The sequence below is a fragment of the Micromonospora antibiotica genome, from assembly GCF_017599305.1.
GTDB lineage: Bacteria > Actinomycetota > Actinomycetes > Mycobacteriales > Micromonosporaceae > Micromonospora > Micromonospora antibiotica.
This window is the reverse complement of sequence record NZ_JAGFWR010000003.1, coordinates 280,920-298,455: the sequence shown is the minus strand read 5'-3', so window position 1 is coordinate 298,455 and position 17,536 is coordinate 280,920. Positions and strand designations below refer to the sequence as shown.

Genomic DNA, 17,536 nt, shown 5'->3' with positions numbered 1-17,536 from the left:
CATGGATCTCACCATCGACACCTGCGTCCTGCCGCACGACGACCCGGACGCCTCGCTGGTCTTCTACCGCGACATCCTCGGCTTCGAGGTCCGCAACGACGTCGGCTCGGGCAAGATGCGCTGGATCACCGTCGGGCCACCCGGCCAGCCCGGAACGTCGATCCTGCTGGCCCCACCGGCAATCGACCCCGGGGTCACCGACGAGGAGCGCCGGACCATCGCCGAGATGATGGCCAAGGGCACCTACGGCTGGCTCATGCTGGCCACCCCCGACCTCGACGGCACCTTCGAGACGGTGCAGGCCAGTGCCGCCGAGGTCGTCCAGGAGCCGATCGACCAGCCGTACGGGGTGCGCGACTGCGCCTTCCGCGACCCGGCCGGCAACCTGATCCGGGTCAAGGAGCTGCGCTGACTGCCCGTCCGGTGGGGTGGTCGGTCAGCAGTAGGTCCAGTCGCCCCACTGGTCGATCGGTACGTTGCAGGTGCTGCCCCGGGCCCAGGTCCCGTTGGAATGGTAGAAGTTGACGGTCACGAACCCGCGCCACCACCAGCCGTAGAGCTGGCCGTAGCCGGACGAGTCGAGCGGGATCGAGGGGGAGTAGACCCAGTCGCCTGACTGGTTGTATCCCTCCAGGTAGACGAACCCGTAGGCCGGGCCGCTGTAGTTGAACGCGATCTGCTGACCGTTGGAGCCGGCCACCGCGGGCGGGGCGGCGGCCGTCACGGCGGCCATCGTGACGGCCGCACCGACAGCGATCCTGCCGATTCTCGTCGGTATCCGCATGTTCACCTCTTCTGACCGTGGCGTCGACGTGGCTGGCGGCGGCCGCAGGCGCGCGGGCCGGGTCTTCTGCCGCCGGAGGGAGCGGCGGTGGCCGTCAGAAGCAGGAGGTCCAGTCCGAACCGCTCTGCTCGGTCGGTACCCAGCAGGTACGGCTGTCCCGGCTGGCCCCGTCGGCGTAGTAGAAGTGCACCGTGACCCACCCCTTCCACCACCAGTCGTTCAACGCCCCGTAGCCGGTGGCGCCGAGGTAGATCGACGGGGAGGTCACGTACTGTCCGTTGTTGTTGGTGCCCTCGAGGGTGGCGCGGCCCCAGGCGGGACCCCAGTCGAAGTAGACCTGTTGCCCGTTCGAGCCGGCGCGGGCCGGCGTCCCGGCGGACAGGCCGCCGGCCACCCCCACCGCCACCGCGACTGTCGTGGCGAGAAGCCGGCCCGTCCGGGCCCGACCCGCGCCGGTCCGTGCTGTCGTCATGGCACCATCCCCACTCCGGTGTGACCGCCTGCATACGTACGGTAGACCCCGGTGGGTCGGATGCCCAGACGTCCCCGGCGGTCCCGCGCTCACCAGGGGTGGACGGTGCCGTCCTCCAGCCGGTTGACCGGCAGGTACGCCGGGGCGTACGGGTAGCGGGCCGCCGCCTGCTCGTCGATGTCCACCCCGAGGCCGGGGGTTTCCGCCGGGTGCAGGTAGCCGTCGGCGTAGTGGTAGCCGTGCGGGAAGACCTCGTCGGTGGCGTCGGTGTGCCGCATGTACTCCTGCAGCCCGAAGTTGGGGATGGCCAGGTCGACGTGGAGGGCGGCGGCCATGCAGACGGGGGAGAGGTCGGTGGCCCCGTGCGAGCCGCTGCGCACGTGGTGCAGCGCCGCCAGGTCGAAGATGCGTCGCAGGTGGGTGATCCCACCGGCGTGCACCACCGTGGTGCGGATGTAGTCGATGAGCTGTTCCCGGATGAGCTGGGCGGCGTCCCAGATGCTGTTGAACACCTCGCCGACGGCGACCGGGGTGGTGGTGTGCTGCCGGATCAGCCGGAAGCCCTCCGGCAACTCGGCGGGGACCGGGTCCTCCATCCAGGTCAGCGCGTACGGTTCCAGGCTCTTGCCGAGCCGGGCGGCCTCGATCGGGCTGAGCCGGTGGTGCACGTCGTGCAGCAGCCGCAGGGTGGGGCCGAACTCGTCGCGTACCCGGGCGAAGACCGTCGGGACGTGCGCGAGGTAACGCGCGGTGGACCAGGTGGCCTCGCTGGGCAGGGCCGCGTCGGCCGGCTCGTAGAACAGCTTGTCGGTGCTGACCCCGTAGGTCTTGGGTAGGCCGGGCACGCCGCACTGCACCCGGACGGCCCGGTAGCCGAGGTCGACGTAGCGGGCGACCTCGACCAGCACGTCCTCGACGGTCTCGCCGTTGGCGTGCCCGTAGACGGTGACCCCGTCGCGGGACCGGCCGCCGAGCAGTTGGTAGACCGGCAGGCCGGCGACCTTGCCCTTGATGTCCCACAGCGCGGTGTCCACGGCGGCGATGGCGCTCATCGTCACCGGCCCCCGTCGCCAGTAGGCGCCCTGGTAGAGGTACTGCCAGGTGTCCTCGATCCGGGCCGGGTCCCGCCCGATCAGTAGCGGCACCACGTGGTCGCGCAGGTAGGACGCGACGGCCAGCTCGCGGCCGTTGAGGGTGGCGTCACCGACGCCGGTGACCCCCTCGTCGGTGACGATCTTGAGGGTGACGAAGTTGCGGCCCGGGCAGGTGACGATGACCCGGGCGTCGACGATCCGCACACGGCCTCCTTCGGGTGGCGACGAAGGCCGTGTGGTCCGCCGCGCGGACGAAGGCCGTGGTCCGTTCCGCGTGGGTGGCCGGTGGGCGGCGACGACGCCGGATGGCATCCGTCGTCGCCCGTCCGGCCCGGCTGTCGGCCCGCCACGTGGTCGCCCCGAAGTCTGGAACCGCCCGCGCGGGCGTGTCAAGGGCGGGCCTGGACGAACGGATGTGACCGCTCACCTGGTCGTCGCATGCCGGCTGCTCGATGGCTGGTCGCAGCGGTGATGGTGGATGCCGTGCCGGGGCCGCTCAGGATGGTTACGGCAGTGTTACATGGATGCGCCTTGACGGATTCCATGTGAGCGCTAACACTTGCCCCCAACGATTGAACGGAGAACGGCATGGATGCAGGCGCGAACCCGCAGGACCGGTACGTCGTCGGCGTCGACTACGGCACGCTGTCGGGTCGGGCGCTGGTGGTGCGGGTCGGCGACGGCGCCGAGCTGGGCACGGCGGTGCACGAGTACCGCCACGCGGTGATGGAGACGACGCTCGCCGCGGACGGCCAGCCCCTGCCGGCCGACTGGGCGCTGCAGGACCCGGACGACTACCGCGAGGTGCTGCGCGAGGCGGTGCCCGCCGCGCTCGCCGCGAGCGGCGTCGACCCGGCCCAGGTGGTCGCCATCGGCATCGACTTCACCGCCTGCACCGTGCTGCCCACCCTGGCCGACGGCACGCCGCTGTGCGAGCTGCCGGACCTGCGTACCCGCCCGCACGCCTGGGTGAAGCTGTGGAAGCACCACGCCGCCCAGCCGCAGGCCGACCGGATCAACGCGCTGGCCCACTCCCGGGGCGAGTCCTGGATCGGCCGCTACGGCGGCAAGATCTCCGCCGAGTGGCAGTACGCCAAGGGGCTGCAGCTGCTGGAGGAGGACCCGGAGGTCTACGCCCGCGCCGAGCGCTGGATCGAGGCCGCCGACTGGATCGTCTGGCAGCTGTGCGGCGTCGAGACCCGTAACGTCTGCACCGCGGGTTACAAGGGGCTGCTCCAAGACGGCCACTACCCGTCCCCGGCCTACCTGTCCGCGCTGAACCCCGGCTTCGCCGACTTCGTCGCCAAGATCGACGGGCCGCTGGCGCAGCTCGGCGCGCGGGCCGGCGGGCTGACCGCGCAGGCCGCCGCCTGGACCGGGCTGCCGGAGGGGATCGCGGTGGCCGTCGGCAACGTCGACGCCCACGTCACCGCCGCCGCCGCGCAGGCGCTGACCCCCGGCCGGCTGGTCGCCATCATGGGCACCTCCACCTGCCACGTGGTCAACGGTACCGAGCGGGCCGAGGTCGCCGGCATGTGCGGGGTGGTCGACGGCGGGATCAGCGCCGGCTCCTGGGGCTACGAGGCCGGCCAGAGCGGCGTCGGTGACATCTTCGGCTGGTACGTCAAGCACGCCGCCCCCGCCGGGTTCGCCTCCCACGAGGAGCTGACCGCCGCCGCCGCGGCCCAGCCTGTCGGCGCCCACGGCCTGGTGGCCCTGGACTGGTGGAACGGCAACCGCTCCCTGCTGGTCAACCACGACCTCAGCGGGGTGCTCGTCGGGCTGACCCTGGCCACCCGGCCGCCGGACGTCTACCGCGCGCTGCTGGAGTCCACCGCGTACGGCACCCGCATGATCATCGAGGCGTTCGCCGAGGCGGGCGTCCCGGTCGACGAGCTGATCGTGGCCGGCGGGCTCACCAACAACAGCCTGCTGATGCAGATCTACGCCGACGTGACCCGGCGTCCGCTGGGCATCATCGGTTCGGCGCAGGGTCCGGCCCTCGGGTCGGCGATCCACGCGGCGGTCGCGGCCGGGGCGTACCCCGACGTGCCGACCGCCTCGGCGGCGATGGGTCGGGTCGACCGCGAGGTCTACCGGCCCGACCCGGAGCGGGCCCGCGCCTACGACGCGCTCTACGCCGAGTACCGCCGGCTGCACGACCACTTCGGTCGGGGCGGCGACGACGTGCTGCTGCGGCTGCGGGCGATCCGCAACGCGGCCCGCCGCCCCGCCGTCAACCCCGCGGCCGACCCGACCACCCACCCCCTGGAGGTGCCGGCATGACCCTCGACCTCGACGCCGAGGTGGCCCGGCTGCGCGAGCAGGTGGCCGCCCTGCACGGCGAGCTGGTGCGCTACAACCTGGTGGCCTGGACGGCGGGCAACGTCTCGGCCCGGGTGCCCGGCCGGGAGCTGATGGTGATCAAGCCGAGCGGGGTGTCCTACGACGACCTGCGGCCCGACAACATGATCGTCTGCGACCTCGACGGGGTCGTGGTCGACGGTGACCTGTCACCGTCGAGCGACACCGCCGCCCACGCCTACGTCTACCGGGCGATGCCCGAGGTCGGCGGCGTGGTGCACACCCACAGCGGGTACGCCACCGCCTGGGCCGCCTGCGGCGAGGCGATCCCGTGCCACCTCACCGCCCAGGCCGACGAGTTCGGCGGCGAGATCCCGGTCGGTCCGTTCGCGCTCATCGGCGGCGACGACATCGGCAAGGGCATCGTGGCGACCCTGTCCGGGCACCGCTCACCGGCGGTGCTGATGCGCAACCACGGCGTGTTCACCATCGGCCGGGACGCCCGCTCGGCGGTGAAGGCCGCCGTCATGTGCGAGGACGTGGCCCGGACCGCGTACCTGGCCCGGTCGCTCGGCACCCCCGTGCCGATGGCCCAGGCCGACATCGACTCCCTCTATCACCGCTACCAGAACGTCTACGGGCAACCGGGGCCGTAACCGCGGCCCCGCCCGTCCTCGCCACCGGCCGCCCCGTGCGGACCGGTCGATCCACCGCAACCCGATGCACCACCCCTGGAAGGTCCGGTCCGTCCGGCGTGCCGTCCGGCCGGTCCTTCCCGCAGTAGCACCATCCCCCACCTCATCCCCGTACAAGGAGTCTTCACATGGCGAAGACCGGTATTACCCTCACCCGGCGTGGCCTCGGCGCGATGCTCGCCGTCGGCCTGCTGGCCGGCGGACTCGCCGGCTGCGGCAACAGCGACACCGGCGGTGACGACAAGAGCGGCGGCAGCGGCAACGGCAAGCTCGTCATGGGCTTCTCGCAGGTCGGCGCGGAGAGCGGCTGGCGGACGGCGAACACCAACTCGATCAAGGAGTCCGCCACCGCGGCCGGCATCGAGCTGAAGTTCGACGACGCGCAGGGCAAGCAGGAGAACCAGATCAAGGCGCTCCGCAACTTCATCCAGCAGAAGGTGGACGTGATCGCCTTCTCGCCGGTGGTGGAGTCGGGCTGGGACACCGTGCTCAAGGAGGCCAAGGACGCCAAGATCCCGGTGATCCTGACCGACCGGGCCGTCGACTCGGCCGACAAGAGCCTCTACAAGACCTTCATCGGCTCGGACTTCGTCAAGGAGGGCAAGCTCGCCGGCGAGTGGCTGGTCAAGGAGAAGGCGTCCGCGGCCGGTCCGGTGAACATCGTCGAGCTCCAGGGCACCACCGGCGCGGCCCCGGCCAACGACCGCAAGAAGGGCTTCGCCGAGGCGATCGCCGCCAACCCCAACCTGAAGGTCGTCGCCTCGCAGAGCGGTGACTTCACCCGGGCCGGCGGCAAGCAGGTCATGGAGCAGTTCCTCAAGGCCAACCCGAAGATCGACGTGCTCTTCGCGCACAACGACGACATGGGCCTGGGCGCGCTGGAGGCGATCACCGCGGCGGGCAAGACGCCCGGCAAGGACATCACCATCATCACCGTCGACGCGGTCAAGGACGGCATGCAGGCGCTTGCTGACGGGAAGTTCAACTTCATCGCGGAGTGCAGCCCGCTGCTCGGCCCGCAGCTGATGGACCTGGCCAAGAAGGTCAAGGCCGGCGAGGAGGTCCCGGCCCGGGTCGAGACCGAGGAGACCACCTTCACCCAGGAGCAGGCCAAGGCGGCCCTGCCCAACCGGAAGTACTGATCCGACCGGAGGCCGCCGCGTTCGGCGCGGCGGCCTCCGCTTCCGACGAAAGGTTCGGTGGGATGTCGGAGAGGCATCCGGTCCTGACGATGACCGCGATCAGCAAGATCTTCCCCGGGGTCCGCGCCCTCGACGGCGTCGACCTGCGGCTCTTTCCCGGTGAGGTGCACGCCCTGATGGGCGAGAACGGCGCCGGGAAGTCAACCCTCATCAAAGTGCTGACCGGCGTCTACGGCACCGATTCCGGCACCATCACCCTCGACGGCGACGAGGTCTCCTTCTCCGGCCCGATGCAGGCCACCGCCGCCGGGGTGAGCACCGTCTACCAGGAGGTCAACCTCCTACCCAACCTGTCGGTGGCGGAGAACATCTACATCGGCCGGGAGCCGCGCCGGCTCGGCGCGGTCAACTGGCGCGAGATGCGCCGCCGGGCGCAGGAGCTGTTGGCCCGCATCGACCTGCACATCGACGTCAGCGAACTGCTCGGCAACTACTCACTGGCCGTGCAGCAGATGGTCGCGATCGCCCGCGCCGTCGACATCCGGGCCCGGGTGCTGATCCTCGACGAGCCCACCTCCAGCCTGGACGCCGACGAGGTGGCCCAGCTGATGCGGATCATGCGGCAGCTGCGCGACGACGGCATCGCGATCATCTTCGTCACCCACTTCCTCGACCAGGTGTACGCCATCGCCGACCGGATCACCGTGCTGCGCAACGGCCGGCTCGTCGGCGAGTACCTCACCAGCGAACTGCCGCAGATCGCGTTGGTGGAGAAGATGATCGGTAAGGAGCTGGACGCCCTGGAACGCCTCGACGAGGCGACCAGCGGCGGCGACCGGGCGACCCTCGAACAGGGCACCCCCCTGGTGGCGGCCGACGGGCTCGGCCGGTCCGGTTCCGTCGCGCCGTTCAGCCTCACCATCCACCAGGGCGAGGTGGTCGGCCTGGCCGGCCTGCTCGGCTCGGGGCGTACCGAGGTGGCCCGGTTGTTCTTCGGCGCGGACCGCGCCGATGCCGGCCGGCTCGCCGTGGACGGTGCCCCGGTGGCGATCCGCAACCCGGTGGCCGCCATCGACCGGGACATCGCGTTCTGCTCCGAGAACCGCCGCACCGAGGGACTGGTCGGTGAGCTGTCGGTGCGGGAGAACATCATCCTGGCCATGCAGGCGGCCCGGGGCTGGCTGCGGCCGGTGCCGCGCCGCCGGCAGGACGAACTGGTCCAGCACTGGATCAAGGCGCTGAGCATCCGGCCGGCCGATCCGGAGATGCCGGTGCGTAACCTGTCCGGCGGCAACCAGCAGAAGGTGCTGCTGGCCCGGTGGCTGATCACCGAACCCCGGCTGCTGATCCTCGACGAGCCGACCCGGGGCATCGACATCGGCGCCAAGACCGAGATCCAGCGTCTGGTGGCGCAGCTGTCCGACGGCGGAATGGCGGTGCTGTTCATCTCCGCCGAGCTGGAGGAGGTGCTGCGGCTCAGCCACAAGGTCGCCGTGATGCGCGACCGGCAGCTGGTCACCGAACTCACCAACGACGACAGCCTCGATGCCGCCCGCGTCATGCAGGTCATCGCCAGCGGCAGCTCCCAGGAAGGGTCGGTGCCGGCATGAGCACCGTACGGGCCCGCGCTGCGGGCGTCACCAGCCACCGGCTGTTCTGGCCGCTCGTGGTGCTGGTGCTGCTGCTGGTCGCGAACGCCGTCTACCGGCCGAGCTTCCTGTCGATCGAGCTGAAGAACGGCCACCTCTACGGCAGCCTGATCGACATCGTCCGGCTCAGCGCCCCGCTGATCCTGGTCGCCCTGGGCATGTCCCTGGTGATCGCCACCGGCGGCATCGACCTCTCGGTGGGTGCGGTGGCGGCGGTCGCCGGTGCGGTGGCCTGCCTCTACATCAGCGAGCAGCCCGACCAGAACAGTCTGGGCGTGGTGCTCACCGCGGTGGCGCTCGGCTTCGGGGTGGCCCTGCTGCTCGGTGCCTGGAACGGCATCCTGGTCGCCGGCATCGGCATCCAACCGATCATCGCCACGCTGATCCTGATGGTGGCCGGCCGGGGCCTGGCCCAGTTGATCGCCGAAGGGCAGATCATCACCATCAACAGCGGGCCCTACAAGGTGATCGGGGTGGGGCACCTGCTGACCCTGCCGTTCGCGATCGTCATCGCCCTCGCGGTGACCCTGCTGGTGGCGGTGCTGACCCGGCGTACCGCGCTCGGCATGATCATCGAGTCGGTCGGCGGCAACGCCGAGGCCAGCCGGTTGGCCGGCATCCGTTCCCGGCGGATCACCTTCCTGGTGTACGTGGTGAGCGCCGCCTGCGCGGCCATCGCCGGGTTCATGATGACGGCGAACGTCTCCAGCGCCGACGGCAACGCGGTCGGGCTCTGGGTCGAGCTGGACGCCATCCTGGCCGTGGTCATCGGCGGCACCGCGTTGGCCGGCGGCCGGTTCTACCTCGGCGGCACGGTGGTCGGCGCGTTGCTCATCCAGACCCTCACCACCTCGGTGTACGCCATGAACATCGACCCGCAGACGTCCCTGCTGTTCAAGGCGGTCGTGGTGATCGTGGTCTGTCTCATCCAGGCCCCGGCCTTCCGGGCGCGGTTCCGCCGTCGGCGCAGCGTCCCGGTGACTCCGGTGGAGCCGGTCGGCACAGAGAAGGAGCAGGTTCCGGCATGACCACGACCCCGTTGGCCGCCCGCCCGGGCCGTGCCTGGTGGCGGGTGCCACCCCGGCACGTGCCGGTGCTCGCCACCGCAGCGCTGCTGCTGGTTATGTACTCCATCGGTGTTGCGCAGTACCAGGCGTTCTCCAACATCCAGGTCGTCTTCAACGTCTTCATCGACAACGGCTTCCTGCTGGTCGTCGCGGTGGGGATGACCTTCGTCATCCTCACCGGGGGCATCGACCTGTCGGTCGGGTCGGTGGTGGCGATGACGGCGATGGTGTCGGCCTCCCTGTTGGGCAACGGCCTGCACCCCGCCCTGGTGCTGGTGATCGCGTTGCTGCTCGGCCCGATCCTCGGGTTCGCGATGGGCTGCGTGATCCATTTCTTCGACATCCAGCCGTTCATCGTCACGCTCGCCGGGATGTTCTTCGCCCGGGGGGTGTGCACCTGGATCAGCACCACCTCGATCCCGATCACCGACGGGTTCTGGACCAGCGCCGCCCAGCACCGCATCCACCTCGGCGAGAACTTCGTCTCGGTCGGTGCGCTGATCGCCGTCGCGGTGGTGGCCGTGGCGGCGGCCGTGCTGGCGTACACCCGGCTCGGGCGCAACGTGTACGCCATCGGCGGCAACCAGCAGTCCGCGCTGCTGATGGGCCTGCCGGTGGGCCGTACGAAGATCGCGGTCTACACGATCAGCGGCCTCTGCTCGGCGATCGGCGGCATCCTGCTGTCGTTCTACACCCTGTCGGGTGCCCCGCTGATCGCGGTGGGCATGGAGTTGGACGTGATCGCGGCGGTCGTCATCGGCGGCACCCTGCTCACCGGCGGCTCCGGGTACGTCTTCGGCACCCTGCTCGGGGTGCTGGTGCTCAGCATCATCCAGACGTTGATCACCTTTGACGGCACGCTCAACTCGTGGTGGACCAAGATCGTCATTGGTGGCCTGCTGTTCGTGTTCATCCTGCTCCAACGCCTCGTTGGTATCCGTACCAAGTGACCCTCGCCAGTCCCACCGGAAGGCAACGCCCATGACCAACCCATCCCCGGTCGCCGAGGTCTGGTTCCTCACCGGCAGCCAGGGCCTGTACGGCCCGGAGACCCTGCGCCAGGTGGCCGAGCAGTCCCGACGGATCGCCGAACGGCTCGACGCCGACCCGGCCGTCCCGGCCCGGGTGGTCTGGAAGCCGGTGCTGACCTCCAGCGCCGAGATCCTGGCCGTCTGCCGCGACGCCGCCGTCCAGGGTGCGGTCGGGGTGATCGCGTGGATGCACACCTTCTCGCCGGCCAAGATGTGGATCTCGGGGCTGGACGCGTTGCGTACCCCGCTGCTGCACCTGCACACCCAGGCCAACGTGGAACTGCCCTGGTCCGAGATCGACATGGACTTCATGAACCTCAACCAGGCCGCCCACGGCGACCGGGAGTTCGGGTACGTCCAGACCCGGCTCGGTGTCGCCCGCAAGACCGTCGCCGGGCACGTCAGCGACCCCCGGGTCGCCGCCCGGATCGGCGCGTGGACCCGGGCCGCGATCGGGCACGCCGAGATGCGGTCGCTGCGGCTGGCCCGCTTCGGCGACAACATGCGCGACGTCGCGGTGACCGAGGGGGACAAGGTCGAGGCCGAGCTGCGCTTCGGCGTCTCGGTCAACACCTACGGGGTCAACGACCTGGTCGAAGCCGTCGACGCGGTCGCCGACGCGCGCATCGACGACCTGGTCAAGGAGTACGACGACAGCTACCGCCTGGTCGCCGCGCTGCGCTCCGGCGGCGACCGGCACGACTCGCTGCGCTACGCCGCCCGGATCGAGGCGGGGCTGCGCGACTTCCTCGACGCCGGTGGGTTCCGCGCCTTCACCACCAACTTCGAGGACCTGGGCGGGCTGCGTCAGCTGCCCGGCCTGGCCGTGCAGCGGTTGATGGCCGACGGGTACGGCTTCGGCGGCGAGGGCGACTGGAAGACCTCGGTGCTGGTGCGCACGCTCAAGTCGATGTCCGTCGGCACCACCGGTGGCACCTCGTTCATGGAGGACTACACCTACGACCTCACCCCGGGCCGGGAACTGGTGCTCGGGGCGCACATGCTGGAGGTCTGCCCGACCATCGCGGCGGCCACCCCGAACGTCGAGATCCACCCGCTGGGTATCGGTGGCCGGGAGGACCCGGTCCGGATGGTCTTCGACGCCCAGCCCGGCCCGGCCGTGGTGCTCGGCCTGGCCGACATGGGGGAGCGGTTCCGGCTGGTCGCCAACGAGATCGACGTGGTCGCGCCGCCGTACCCGCTGCCGAAGTTGCCGGTGGCGCGGGCGGTGTGGCGGCCCCGGCCGGACCTGGCCGCGTCGGCGGAGGCCTGGCTCACCGCCGGCGCCCCGCACCACACGGTGCTGTCCCAGGCCGTCGGGGTCGAGGAGCTGCACGACCTCGCCGAGATGGTCGGCACCGAACTGGTCGTCATCGACGCCGACACGACCCCCCGCCGGTTCGCCGACGAGCTGCGCTGGAACCAGGCCTACTACCGCCTGGCCCGGGGTTTCTGACCCGCCATGGGCCAGCAGCGGCCCGAACGCGCCGCGGTGATGAGCGACGTCGCGCAACTCGCCGGGGTGTCGCACCAGACCGTGTCCCGGGTGCTCAACAACCACCCGAGCGTTCGGCCGGAGACCCGGGAGCGGGTGCTGCGTGCCGTGCACCAGCTCAACTACCGGCCCAACGCGTTGGCCCGGGGGCTGGCCGGCCGCCGCTCCCGGGTCATCGGCGTGGTCAGCTTCGACACCATCCTGTTCGGCCCGGCGGCCACCCTGCTGGGCATCGAGCGGGCCGCCCGCGCCGCCGGGTACGGCATCAGCATCGTCACCCTGGAGCGGCTGGACCGTAGCGGGATGCGCTCGGCCATCGACGCGCTGACCGAGCAGTCGGTGGCCGGCGTCGTCGTCATCACCCCGATGATGACGGCGTCGGTCGCCGTGCACGGCCTGCCCACCGGGGTGCCCGCGGTGGTGGTCGAGGCCAGCGGGGAACGCGGCGAACTGCCCAGCATCTCCGTCGACCAGGTGGCCGGGGCCCGGCTGGCGGTGCGGCACCTGCTCGACCTCGGCCACGAGACGGTGTGGCACATCGCCGGGCCCCGGGACTGGCTGGAGGCCCGCGACCGGGTCGACGGGTGGCGGCAGACCCTGGAGCAGGCGGGCCGCCGCGTCCCGCCGGTCATCGTCGGCGACTGGAGCCCCCGGGCCGGCTACGAGCTGGGCCAGTCCCTGGTGGAGCGCCCCGACGTGACGGCGGTCTTCTGCGCCAACGACCACCAGGCGCTGGGTCTGCTGCGCGCCCTGCACCAGCGGGGCGCCCGGATTCCCGAAGACGTCAGCGTGGTCGGTTTCGACGACATCCCCGAGGCCGAATACCTCTCCCCGCCACTGACCACCGTGCGGCAGGACTTCGACGAGGTCGGCCGGCGGTGCGTGGCGGCGCTGCTGGAACTCTTCGACGGTGCGGGCGCGGACGCGCCCCGACCCCAGGTCGAACCGGTCCTCGTCGTCCGCGCGAGCAGCGGCAACCGCCGCCCCTGAGCCACCCCGACCGGTCCCGCCGTGCGCGTGCGGTACCGGCCGTCGTTGTGCGTCCGGCGGCGGGAACGGTCCGGGCGGGTGGGCCGTCCCGGCGGCGTCAACGGTGGTCGACCCGGGTCGCCCGGCCGGTGACGCCGGGGTGACGCGCGCTGCGACAGGGTCGAGCGACGACGCGCCGGTGCAGGCCCCGGCGGTCGGGACCCTCGTCACGGGCAGGCCGTCAAGGAGACTCCATGATCAGGACAATGCTCCGGATCCGCGCGCGCCCCGGTGCCGAACAGGCCGTCCGGTCGGCCTGGCGCACGGCTGCGGCACAGCTCGACGGGCTGCCCGGCAACCTGCGTCGGGACCTGTTCGTGGACGCGCACGACCCGCGTACGTTCGTCATCGCCACCGAGTGGGTCGACGACGACGCCCTGCTCGACTACGAGCGCGGCCCGGTGGCCGCCGGCCTCGCCGACGCCCTGCGTGCCGGGTGCGCGCCGCCCACCGCCGCCGACCGGCGGGTGATGCGCGACCGGCCCGGCGGGCACCCGACGCTCCTGGTGGACGTCGAGGTCACCGTCCCGGCCGCCCGGCTCGCCGAGTTCCACCGCGGCCACGCCGAGGTGACCGCCCGGATGGCCGGGGTCCCCGGCTACCTGCGCGAGGAGCTGCTGCGCGAGCCCGACACCGACGTCCATCACATCTTCGCCGAGTGGCGCACCGAGGCGGAGTTCCACCGCTGGGTGGCCAACCCGGCGCACGCGCGGGAGGAAGCCGGGCCGATCGCGCCGTTCCTGCTCGACTTCCGCCGCCGACTGTTCCACCTCGCGGCTCATCCCGGCACCGGCCGGGCAGCCAGTACCGGTAGGGAGACCGACGTGCACACGACAACGGACGTACTGATCGTCGGGGCGGGGCCGACCGGGCTGACCGCCGCCGTCGAGTTGGCCCGGCGCGGCATCGACTGCCAGGTGGTGGAGAAGCGGGCCGCCCCGCCCGGCCAGGCGGACAAGGCGATCGGGGTGCACTGCCGCACGATGGAGATCTGGGCGCAGCAGGGCATCGCGCGGGAGGCGATGGACGCCGGGATCTGGCTCACCGGCAACGTGGTGTTCGTCAACGGCACCCAGACCCACCGGATGAGCTGGGAGCTGCCCGACCTGCCGTACGCGCACCTCGGCCTGCCCCAGTACGAGACCGAGCGGATCCTCACCGAGCGGCTGGCGACCCTCGGCGTACGGCCGCAGCGCGGGGCGGAGCTGACCGGGTTCACCCAGGGCGCGGACGGCGTACTGGCCACCCTGGCGCTCGCCGGGGGCGGCACCCAGACGGTCCGGGCGCAGTACCTGATCGGCGCCGACGGCGCGCACAGCCGGGTCCGTGACCTGCTCGGGCTGACGTTCTCCGGCGGGCTGGGCCGGTTTCCGCAGCTGTTCATGCTCGCCGACGTCGAGGTGAACTGGGACATGCCACCGGGGCACCTGCTGCGGTTCCTGCACGAGACCGACGGTCAGATGGACGGGATGCTGGTCTGCGTACCGCTGCGCGGTGCGGGCCGGTACCGGATCGCGACCCTCGCGCCACCCCGGTTCTTCGCCCAGACCGGCGGTCGGGACGCCCCGCCCGGGTTCAGCGAGGAGCTGGCCGAGCCGACCCTCGACGACGTGCAGGTGGCGCTCACCCGGTTGGCCCCACCGGGCACCCGGGCGGCGAACCTGCGCTGGTCGTCGGTGTTCCGGATCAGCCACGGCATCGTCGACCGGTACGGCCACGGCCGGGTCTTCGTCGCCGGTGACGCGGCCCACCTGCACCCGCCGGCCGGGGGACAGGGGATGAACACCGGCATCCAGGACGCCTGGAACCTGGCCTGGAAGGTGGCGCTGGCGGCGCGGGGGCTGGCGGCCCCCGGCCTGCTCGACAGTTACGAGGCCGAACGTCGCCCGGAGGGCGAGGAGATCGTCGGCCGGGCGGTTCGGATGGCGTTCACCGACGAACTGGACCGCGCCGACCTGGAACGGCAGTTCCGCCAGGAGATGTCGCTGCTGCTCAGTTATGCCGACAGCCCGCTGGTCGGGGAGTGCGTGACCGATCCCGAAGCGCTGCGTACCGGCCCGCGCCCCGGTGAGTGCGCCCCCGACCTGGGCGGGTTGACCCGGCGGGGGGTGGGGCACCCGTTGCGGCTGCGCGAGCTGACCGGCGGCACCCGGCACACCCTGCTGGTCTACGCCGACGCCTCGGCCGAACCGGCGGCGGTGGCGGCCGTGTCGGGGCTCTGCGCCGACGTCCGTGCCCTGACCCGGGGTGAGGTCGACGCGTACCTGCTGATCAGTCCGGACGCCGACGACCCGGGGCTGCTCGCGCCGCCGGTGCTGCGCGACGCCGGGGGTGAGTTCCGCGCCCGGTACGGGGTGACCGGCACCGCCCTGTACCTGGTCCGCCCGGACGGGCACGTCGGCTTCCGCAGCCAACCGGTCGACGCCGACGCGCTGCGCAAGAACCTGCACCTGGTGTTCGGGGGTGCGCGATGACGCCGGTGCGCACGGTACTCGCCATGCGTACCCGGGAGGGCTGCGCGGAGCGGTTCGAGGCGGAGTGGCTCTCGGCGGCGGAGCAGATCCGGCAGCTCGACGGGTGCCTGCGCCAGGACCTCGTCCGCGACGCCGACGACCCGCGCAGCTACCTGATCATCAGCGACTGGGCGGACCGGGAACGGTTGGACGCCTTCGGCCGCAGCGAGCACCGTGACCGGCTGCTGCGGGTGGTCCGCGACCTGCGGGAATCCGCCGAACGACACACCTACCAGGTGCTGCACAGCATGCCCAGCGCGCCCGAGGAGACCAGATGACCGAGCCGGTGCCCGCAGCGCAGCTCTACACCGAGCAGTTCGCCGTCGACCCCTACCCGTCCTTCGCCCGGCTGCGCGCGGACGCCCCGGTCTGCCCGGTCAGCTCGCCCCGGTTCGACTCGTACCTGCTCACCCGGTTCGACGACGCGCGTACGGCGCTGACCGACCCCCGGCTGTCCAAGGACCTCTACGGCCCCGGGCAGCACTACCTGCAACTCTTCGGCCCGAACTCCGAGGCGTTGAACCGCAACATGCTCAACGCGGACCCGCCGGAGCACACCCGGTTGCGCCGGTTGGTGTCGCAGGCGTTCGCGCCGCGCCGGATCGAGGCGCTGCGCCCCCGGGTGCGGCAGATCGTCGACGACCTGATCGACGGGTTCGTCGCGCAGGGCCGGGCCGAGCTGATGCACGACTTCGCGATCCCGCTGCCGATGGTGGTGATCTGTGAGCTGCTCGGGGTGCCCCGGGCCGACCAGGAGCGGGTGCTGGACTGGACGCAGGTGATCCGGACCTCCGGGTCGGCGCGGCGACCCCCGGCGCAGGAGCGGGCGGCGGTCGGCGAGGCGCAGGTACGGCTGCACCACTACCTGGTGGAGCTGGTGGCCGCCAAACGGGCGGTCCCGGCCGACGACATGATCAGTGCGCTGATCGACGCCTGCGACCAGGACGGCCGGTTGTCCGAGGCGGAGCTGGTCACCACCACCTTTCTGCTGCTGTTCGCCGGGCACCAGACCACCGCCGACTTCCTGGGCAACGCGACGGTGGCCCTGCTGACCCACCCCGACCAGCTCGACCTGCTGCGCGACACCCCGGACCTGCTGCCCTCGGCGATCGAGGAACTGCTGCGCTTCGACGGCCCGCTGCCGGTGGCCAGCCCCCGGGTCGCCACCGAGGACGTCGAATACCAGGGGGTACGCATCCCGGCCGGGTCGATCGTCGGGGTGGTGCTCAACGCCGCCAACCACGATCCGGCGCACTTCGTCGACCCGGACCGGCTGGACCTGCGCCGGGTCCGTGGCCCGCACCTCGGGTTCGGCCACGGCGTGCACTACTGCCTCGGGGTCTCGCTGGCCCGGATGGAGGCCCAGATCGCCCTGGCGGCACTGCTGCGCCGGTTGCCCGGGTTGCGCCTCGGGGTGCCGCCCGCCGAGCTGCGCCGGTTGCCGGCGGCGTCCCCGTTCCGGGGGCTGCTGGAGCTGCCGGTCCGGTTCACCGCCTCCGCGCCGCCGGTGTCGTACCCGCCGGCCAGTCGCCCCCGTCCCACCGAGCCGACCCGTACCGTCTGATCCCCGAGGAGTTCCGATGACCTTCCGCAACGTGATCGTCTGTTCCATGGTGCCGGGCAGCGAGCAGACCGTCGCCGACGTGTTCGGCTACTACGACCGGACCACCCGGCCGCAGGACCTGGGCGTGGTCGGGCGGACCCTGCTGTCGTTCCACGGCCTCTACATCCACCTGATCGAGCGCGACGCGGACCCGAGGGTGACCGGGCAGACCCGGGGCCTGCCCGCCTTCCAGCAGATCGCCGAGCAGATCGCCCCGTACGTGACGCCCTACCCGAGGGACTGGCAGAACCCGTCGGACTCGGTGGCGAAGGAGTTCTACTCCTGGGCGCCGGCCGAGCCGCCGGCCGACGCGGGCGAGCCGAGCCGGACGGTCATCGTGGCCCGGATCAAGCCCGGTGCGGAACCCACCGTCGCGCAGATCTTCGCCGAGTCCGACGCCGGCCCGCTGCCCGCCATGATGGGGGTCACCGGGCGGTGGTTGTACTCGATCGACGACGTCTACCTGCACGTGCTGGAGCGCGTCGGCGAGTCGTTCGACGGCGCCGTGGAGCAACGCCACGACCAACCGGTCTTCGCCAAGATCATGGACGATCTCAGCCCGTACATCAGCCCGTTCGACCCGGACACCTGGGGCAGCCCGCTCGATGCCGTGGCCACCGAGTTCTACCGGTGGCGGGCGCAGGACTGACCCGGGCCG

Annotated in this window: 16 protein-coding genes; 13 read left to right on the top strand and 3 right to left on the bottom strand. The window is 71.7% G+C overall.

From position 1 onward, the window contains the following. The first annotated feature begins 1 nt into the window (after nt 1). Nucleotides 2-412 (top strand): VOC family protein, encoded by a 411-nt coding sequence (locus JQN83_RS09540; protein ID WP_208566700.1) that lies wholly within the window; start codon nt 2-4, stop codon nt 410-412. Between the two features lie 24 nt (nt 413-436). On the opposite strand, the gene JQN83_RS09535 is transcribed toward JQN83_RS09540, so the two are convergent. The 3 genes from JQN83_RS09535 to manD form a co-directional block, all read right to left on the bottom strand. Continuing rightward, on the bottom strand, nt 437-733 hold the full coding sequence (locus JQN83_RS09535; protein ID WP_208566699.1) for a hypothetical protein: 297 nt from the start codon (nt 731-733) through the stop codon (nt 437-439). Between the two features lie 145 nt (nt 734-878). Then, nucleotides 879-1,256, bottom strand: coding sequence for a hypothetical protein (locus JQN83_RS09530; protein ID WP_208566698.1), 378 nt, complete (start codon nt 1,254-1,256; stop codon nt 879-881). 89 nt (nt 1,257-1,345) lie between these two features. Beyond that, the gene (manD, locus tag JQN83_RS09525; protein ID WP_208566697.1) at nt 1,346-2,554 is read right to left on the bottom strand and encodes a D-mannonate dehydratase ManD; all 1,209 of its coding nucleotides are present in this window, start codon (nt 2,552-2,554) and stop codon (nt 1,346-1,348) included. A gap of 384 nt (nt 2,555-2,938) precedes the next feature. Between manD and araB the strand changes: the two genes are divergently transcribed. From araB to JQN83_RS09465, 12 genes are all read left to right on the top strand, one after another. After that, complete coding sequence (gene araB / locus JQN83_RS09520; protein WP_208566696.1) at nt 2,939-4,636, top strand: ribulokinase; 1,698 nt, start codon at nt 2,939-2,941, stop codon at nt 4,634-4,636. Then, nucleotides 4,633-5,310, top strand: a complete 678-nt coding sequence (locus JQN83_RS09515) for an L-ribulose-5-phosphate 4-epimerase (protein ID WP_208566695.1) — start codon at nt 4,633-4,635, stop codon at nt 5,308-5,310. Before araB ends, JQN83_RS09515 begins: the two co-directional genes overlap by 4 nt. Nucleotides 5,311-5,477: 167 nt before the next feature. After that, the gene (locus tag JQN83_RS09510) at nt 5,478-6,491 is read left to right on the top strand and encodes an ABC transporter substrate-binding protein (protein ID WP_208566694.1); all 1,014 of its coding nucleotides are present in this window, start codon (nt 5,478-5,480) and stop codon (nt 6,489-6,491) included. Nucleotides 6,492-6,553: 62 nt separating this feature from the next. Beyond that, entirely contained in the window at nt 6,554-8,101 is a 1,548-nt protein-coding gene (locus tag JQN83_RS09505) for a sugar ABC transporter ATP-binding protein (RefSeq protein ID WP_208566693.1), read from the top strand. After that, entirely contained in the window at nt 8,098-9,168 is a 1,071-nt protein-coding gene (locus tag JQN83_RS09500) for an ABC transporter permease (protein ID WP_208566692.1), read from the top strand. Before JQN83_RS09505 ends, JQN83_RS09500 begins: the two co-directional genes overlap by 4 nt. Beyond that, a complete protein-coding gene (gene yjfF, locus JQN83_RS09495; protein WP_208566691.1) occupies nt 9,165-10,157 on the top strand; it encodes a galactofuranose ABC transporter, permease protein YjfF in 993 nt (330 codons plus the stop codon). Before JQN83_RS09500 ends, yjfF begins: the two co-directional genes overlap by 4 nt. Before the next feature lie 31 nt (nt 10,158-10,188). Then, entirely contained in the window at nt 10,189-11,694 is a 1,506-nt protein-coding gene (araA, locus tag JQN83_RS09490) for an L-arabinose isomerase (RefSeq protein ID WP_208566690.1), read from the top strand. A 6-nt stretch (nt 11,695-11,700) separates the two neighbouring features. Beyond that, on the top strand, nt 11,701-12,723 hold the full coding sequence (locus JQN83_RS09485; RefSeq protein WP_244252069.1) for a LacI family DNA-binding transcriptional regulator: 1,023 nt from the start codon (nt 11,701-11,703) through the stop codon (nt 12,721-12,723). Between the two features lie 233 nt (nt 12,724-12,956). Continuing rightward, nucleotides 12,957-15,236, top strand: a complete 2,280-nt coding sequence (locus JQN83_RS09480) for an FAD-dependent oxidoreductase (protein ID WP_208566689.1) — start codon at nt 12,957-12,959, stop codon at nt 15,234-15,236. Beyond that, the gene (locus JQN83_RS09475) at nt 15,233-15,553 is read left to right on the top strand and encodes a putative quinol monooxygenase (protein WP_088644175.1); all 321 of its coding nucleotides are present in this window, start codon (nt 15,233-15,235) and stop codon (nt 15,551-15,553) included. Before JQN83_RS09480 ends, JQN83_RS09475 begins: the two co-directional genes overlap by 4 nt. Beyond that, on the top strand, nt 15,550-16,839 hold the full coding sequence (locus tag JQN83_RS09470; protein WP_208566688.1) for a cytochrome P450 family protein: 1,290 nt from the start codon (nt 15,550-15,552) through the stop codon (nt 16,837-16,839). Before JQN83_RS09475 ends, JQN83_RS09470 begins: the two co-directional genes overlap by 4 nt. Before the next feature lie 16 nt (nt 16,840-16,855). Beyond that, nucleotides 16,856-17,527: a TcmI family type II polyketide cyclase gene (locus JQN83_RS09465; RefSeq protein WP_208566687.1), complete on the top strand. Its 672-nt coding sequence runs from the start codon at nt 16,856-16,858 to the stop codon at nt 17,525-17,527. Nucleotides 17,528-17,536 lie beyond the last annotated feature (9 nt).

Coding starts and splice junctions, on each gene's coding strand:
- JQN83_RS09480 (WP_208566689.1), top strand. CDS start 12,957: ATGATCAGGACAATGCTCCGGATCCGCGCGCGCCCCGGTGCCGAACAG.
- araA (WP_208566690.1), top strand. CDS start 10,189: ATGACCAACCCATCCCCGGTCGCCGAGGTCTGGTTCCTCACCGGCAGC.
- JQN83_RS09535 (WP_208566699.1), bottom strand. CDS start 733: ATGGCCGCCGTGACGGCCGCCGCCCCGCCCGCGGTGGCCGGCTCCAAC.
- JQN83_RS09485 (WP_244252069.1), top strand. CDS start 11,701: ATGGGCCAGCAGCGGCCCGAACGCGCCGCGGTGATGAGCGACGTCGCG.
- JQN83_RS09505 (WP_208566693.1), top strand. CDS start 6,554: ATGTCGGAGAGGCATCCGGTCCTGACGATGACCGCGATCAGCAAGATC.
- JQN83_RS09500 (WP_208566692.1), top strand. CDS start 8,098: ATGAGCACCGTACGGGCCCGCGCTGCGGGCGTCACCAGCCACCGGCTG.
- yjfF (WP_208566691.1), top strand. CDS start 9,165: ATGACCACGACCCCGTTGGCCGCCCGCCCGGGCCGTGCCTGGTGGCGG.
- JQN83_RS09470 (WP_208566688.1), top strand. CDS start 15,550: ATGACCGAGCCGGTGCCCGCAGCGCAGCTCTACACCGAGCAGTTCGCC.
- JQN83_RS09530 (WP_208566698.1), bottom strand. CDS start 1,256: ATGACGACAGCACGGACCGGCGCGGGTCGGGCCCGGACGGGCCGGCTT.
- JQN83_RS09510 (WP_208566694.1), top strand. CDS start 5,478: ATGGCGAAGACCGGTATTACCCTCACCCGGCGTGGCCTCGGCGCGATG.
- JQN83_RS09515 (WP_208566695.1), top strand. CDS start 4,633: ATGACCCTCGACCTCGACGCCGAGGTGGCCCGGCTGCGCGAGCAGGTG.
- JQN83_RS09475 (WP_088644175.1), top strand. CDS start 15,233: ATGACGCCGGTGCGCACGGTACTCGCCATGCGTACCCGGGAGGGCTGC.
- JQN83_RS09540 (WP_208566700.1), top strand. CDS start 2: ATGGATCTCACCATCGACACCTGCGTCCTGCCGCACGACGACCCGGAC.
- araB (WP_208566696.1), top strand. CDS start 2,939: ATGGATGCAGGCGCGAACCCGCAGGACCGGTACGTCGTCGGCGTCGAC.
- JQN83_RS09465 (WP_208566687.1), top strand. CDS start 16,856: ATGACCTTCCGCAACGTGATCGTCTGTTCCATGGTGCCGGGCAGCGAG.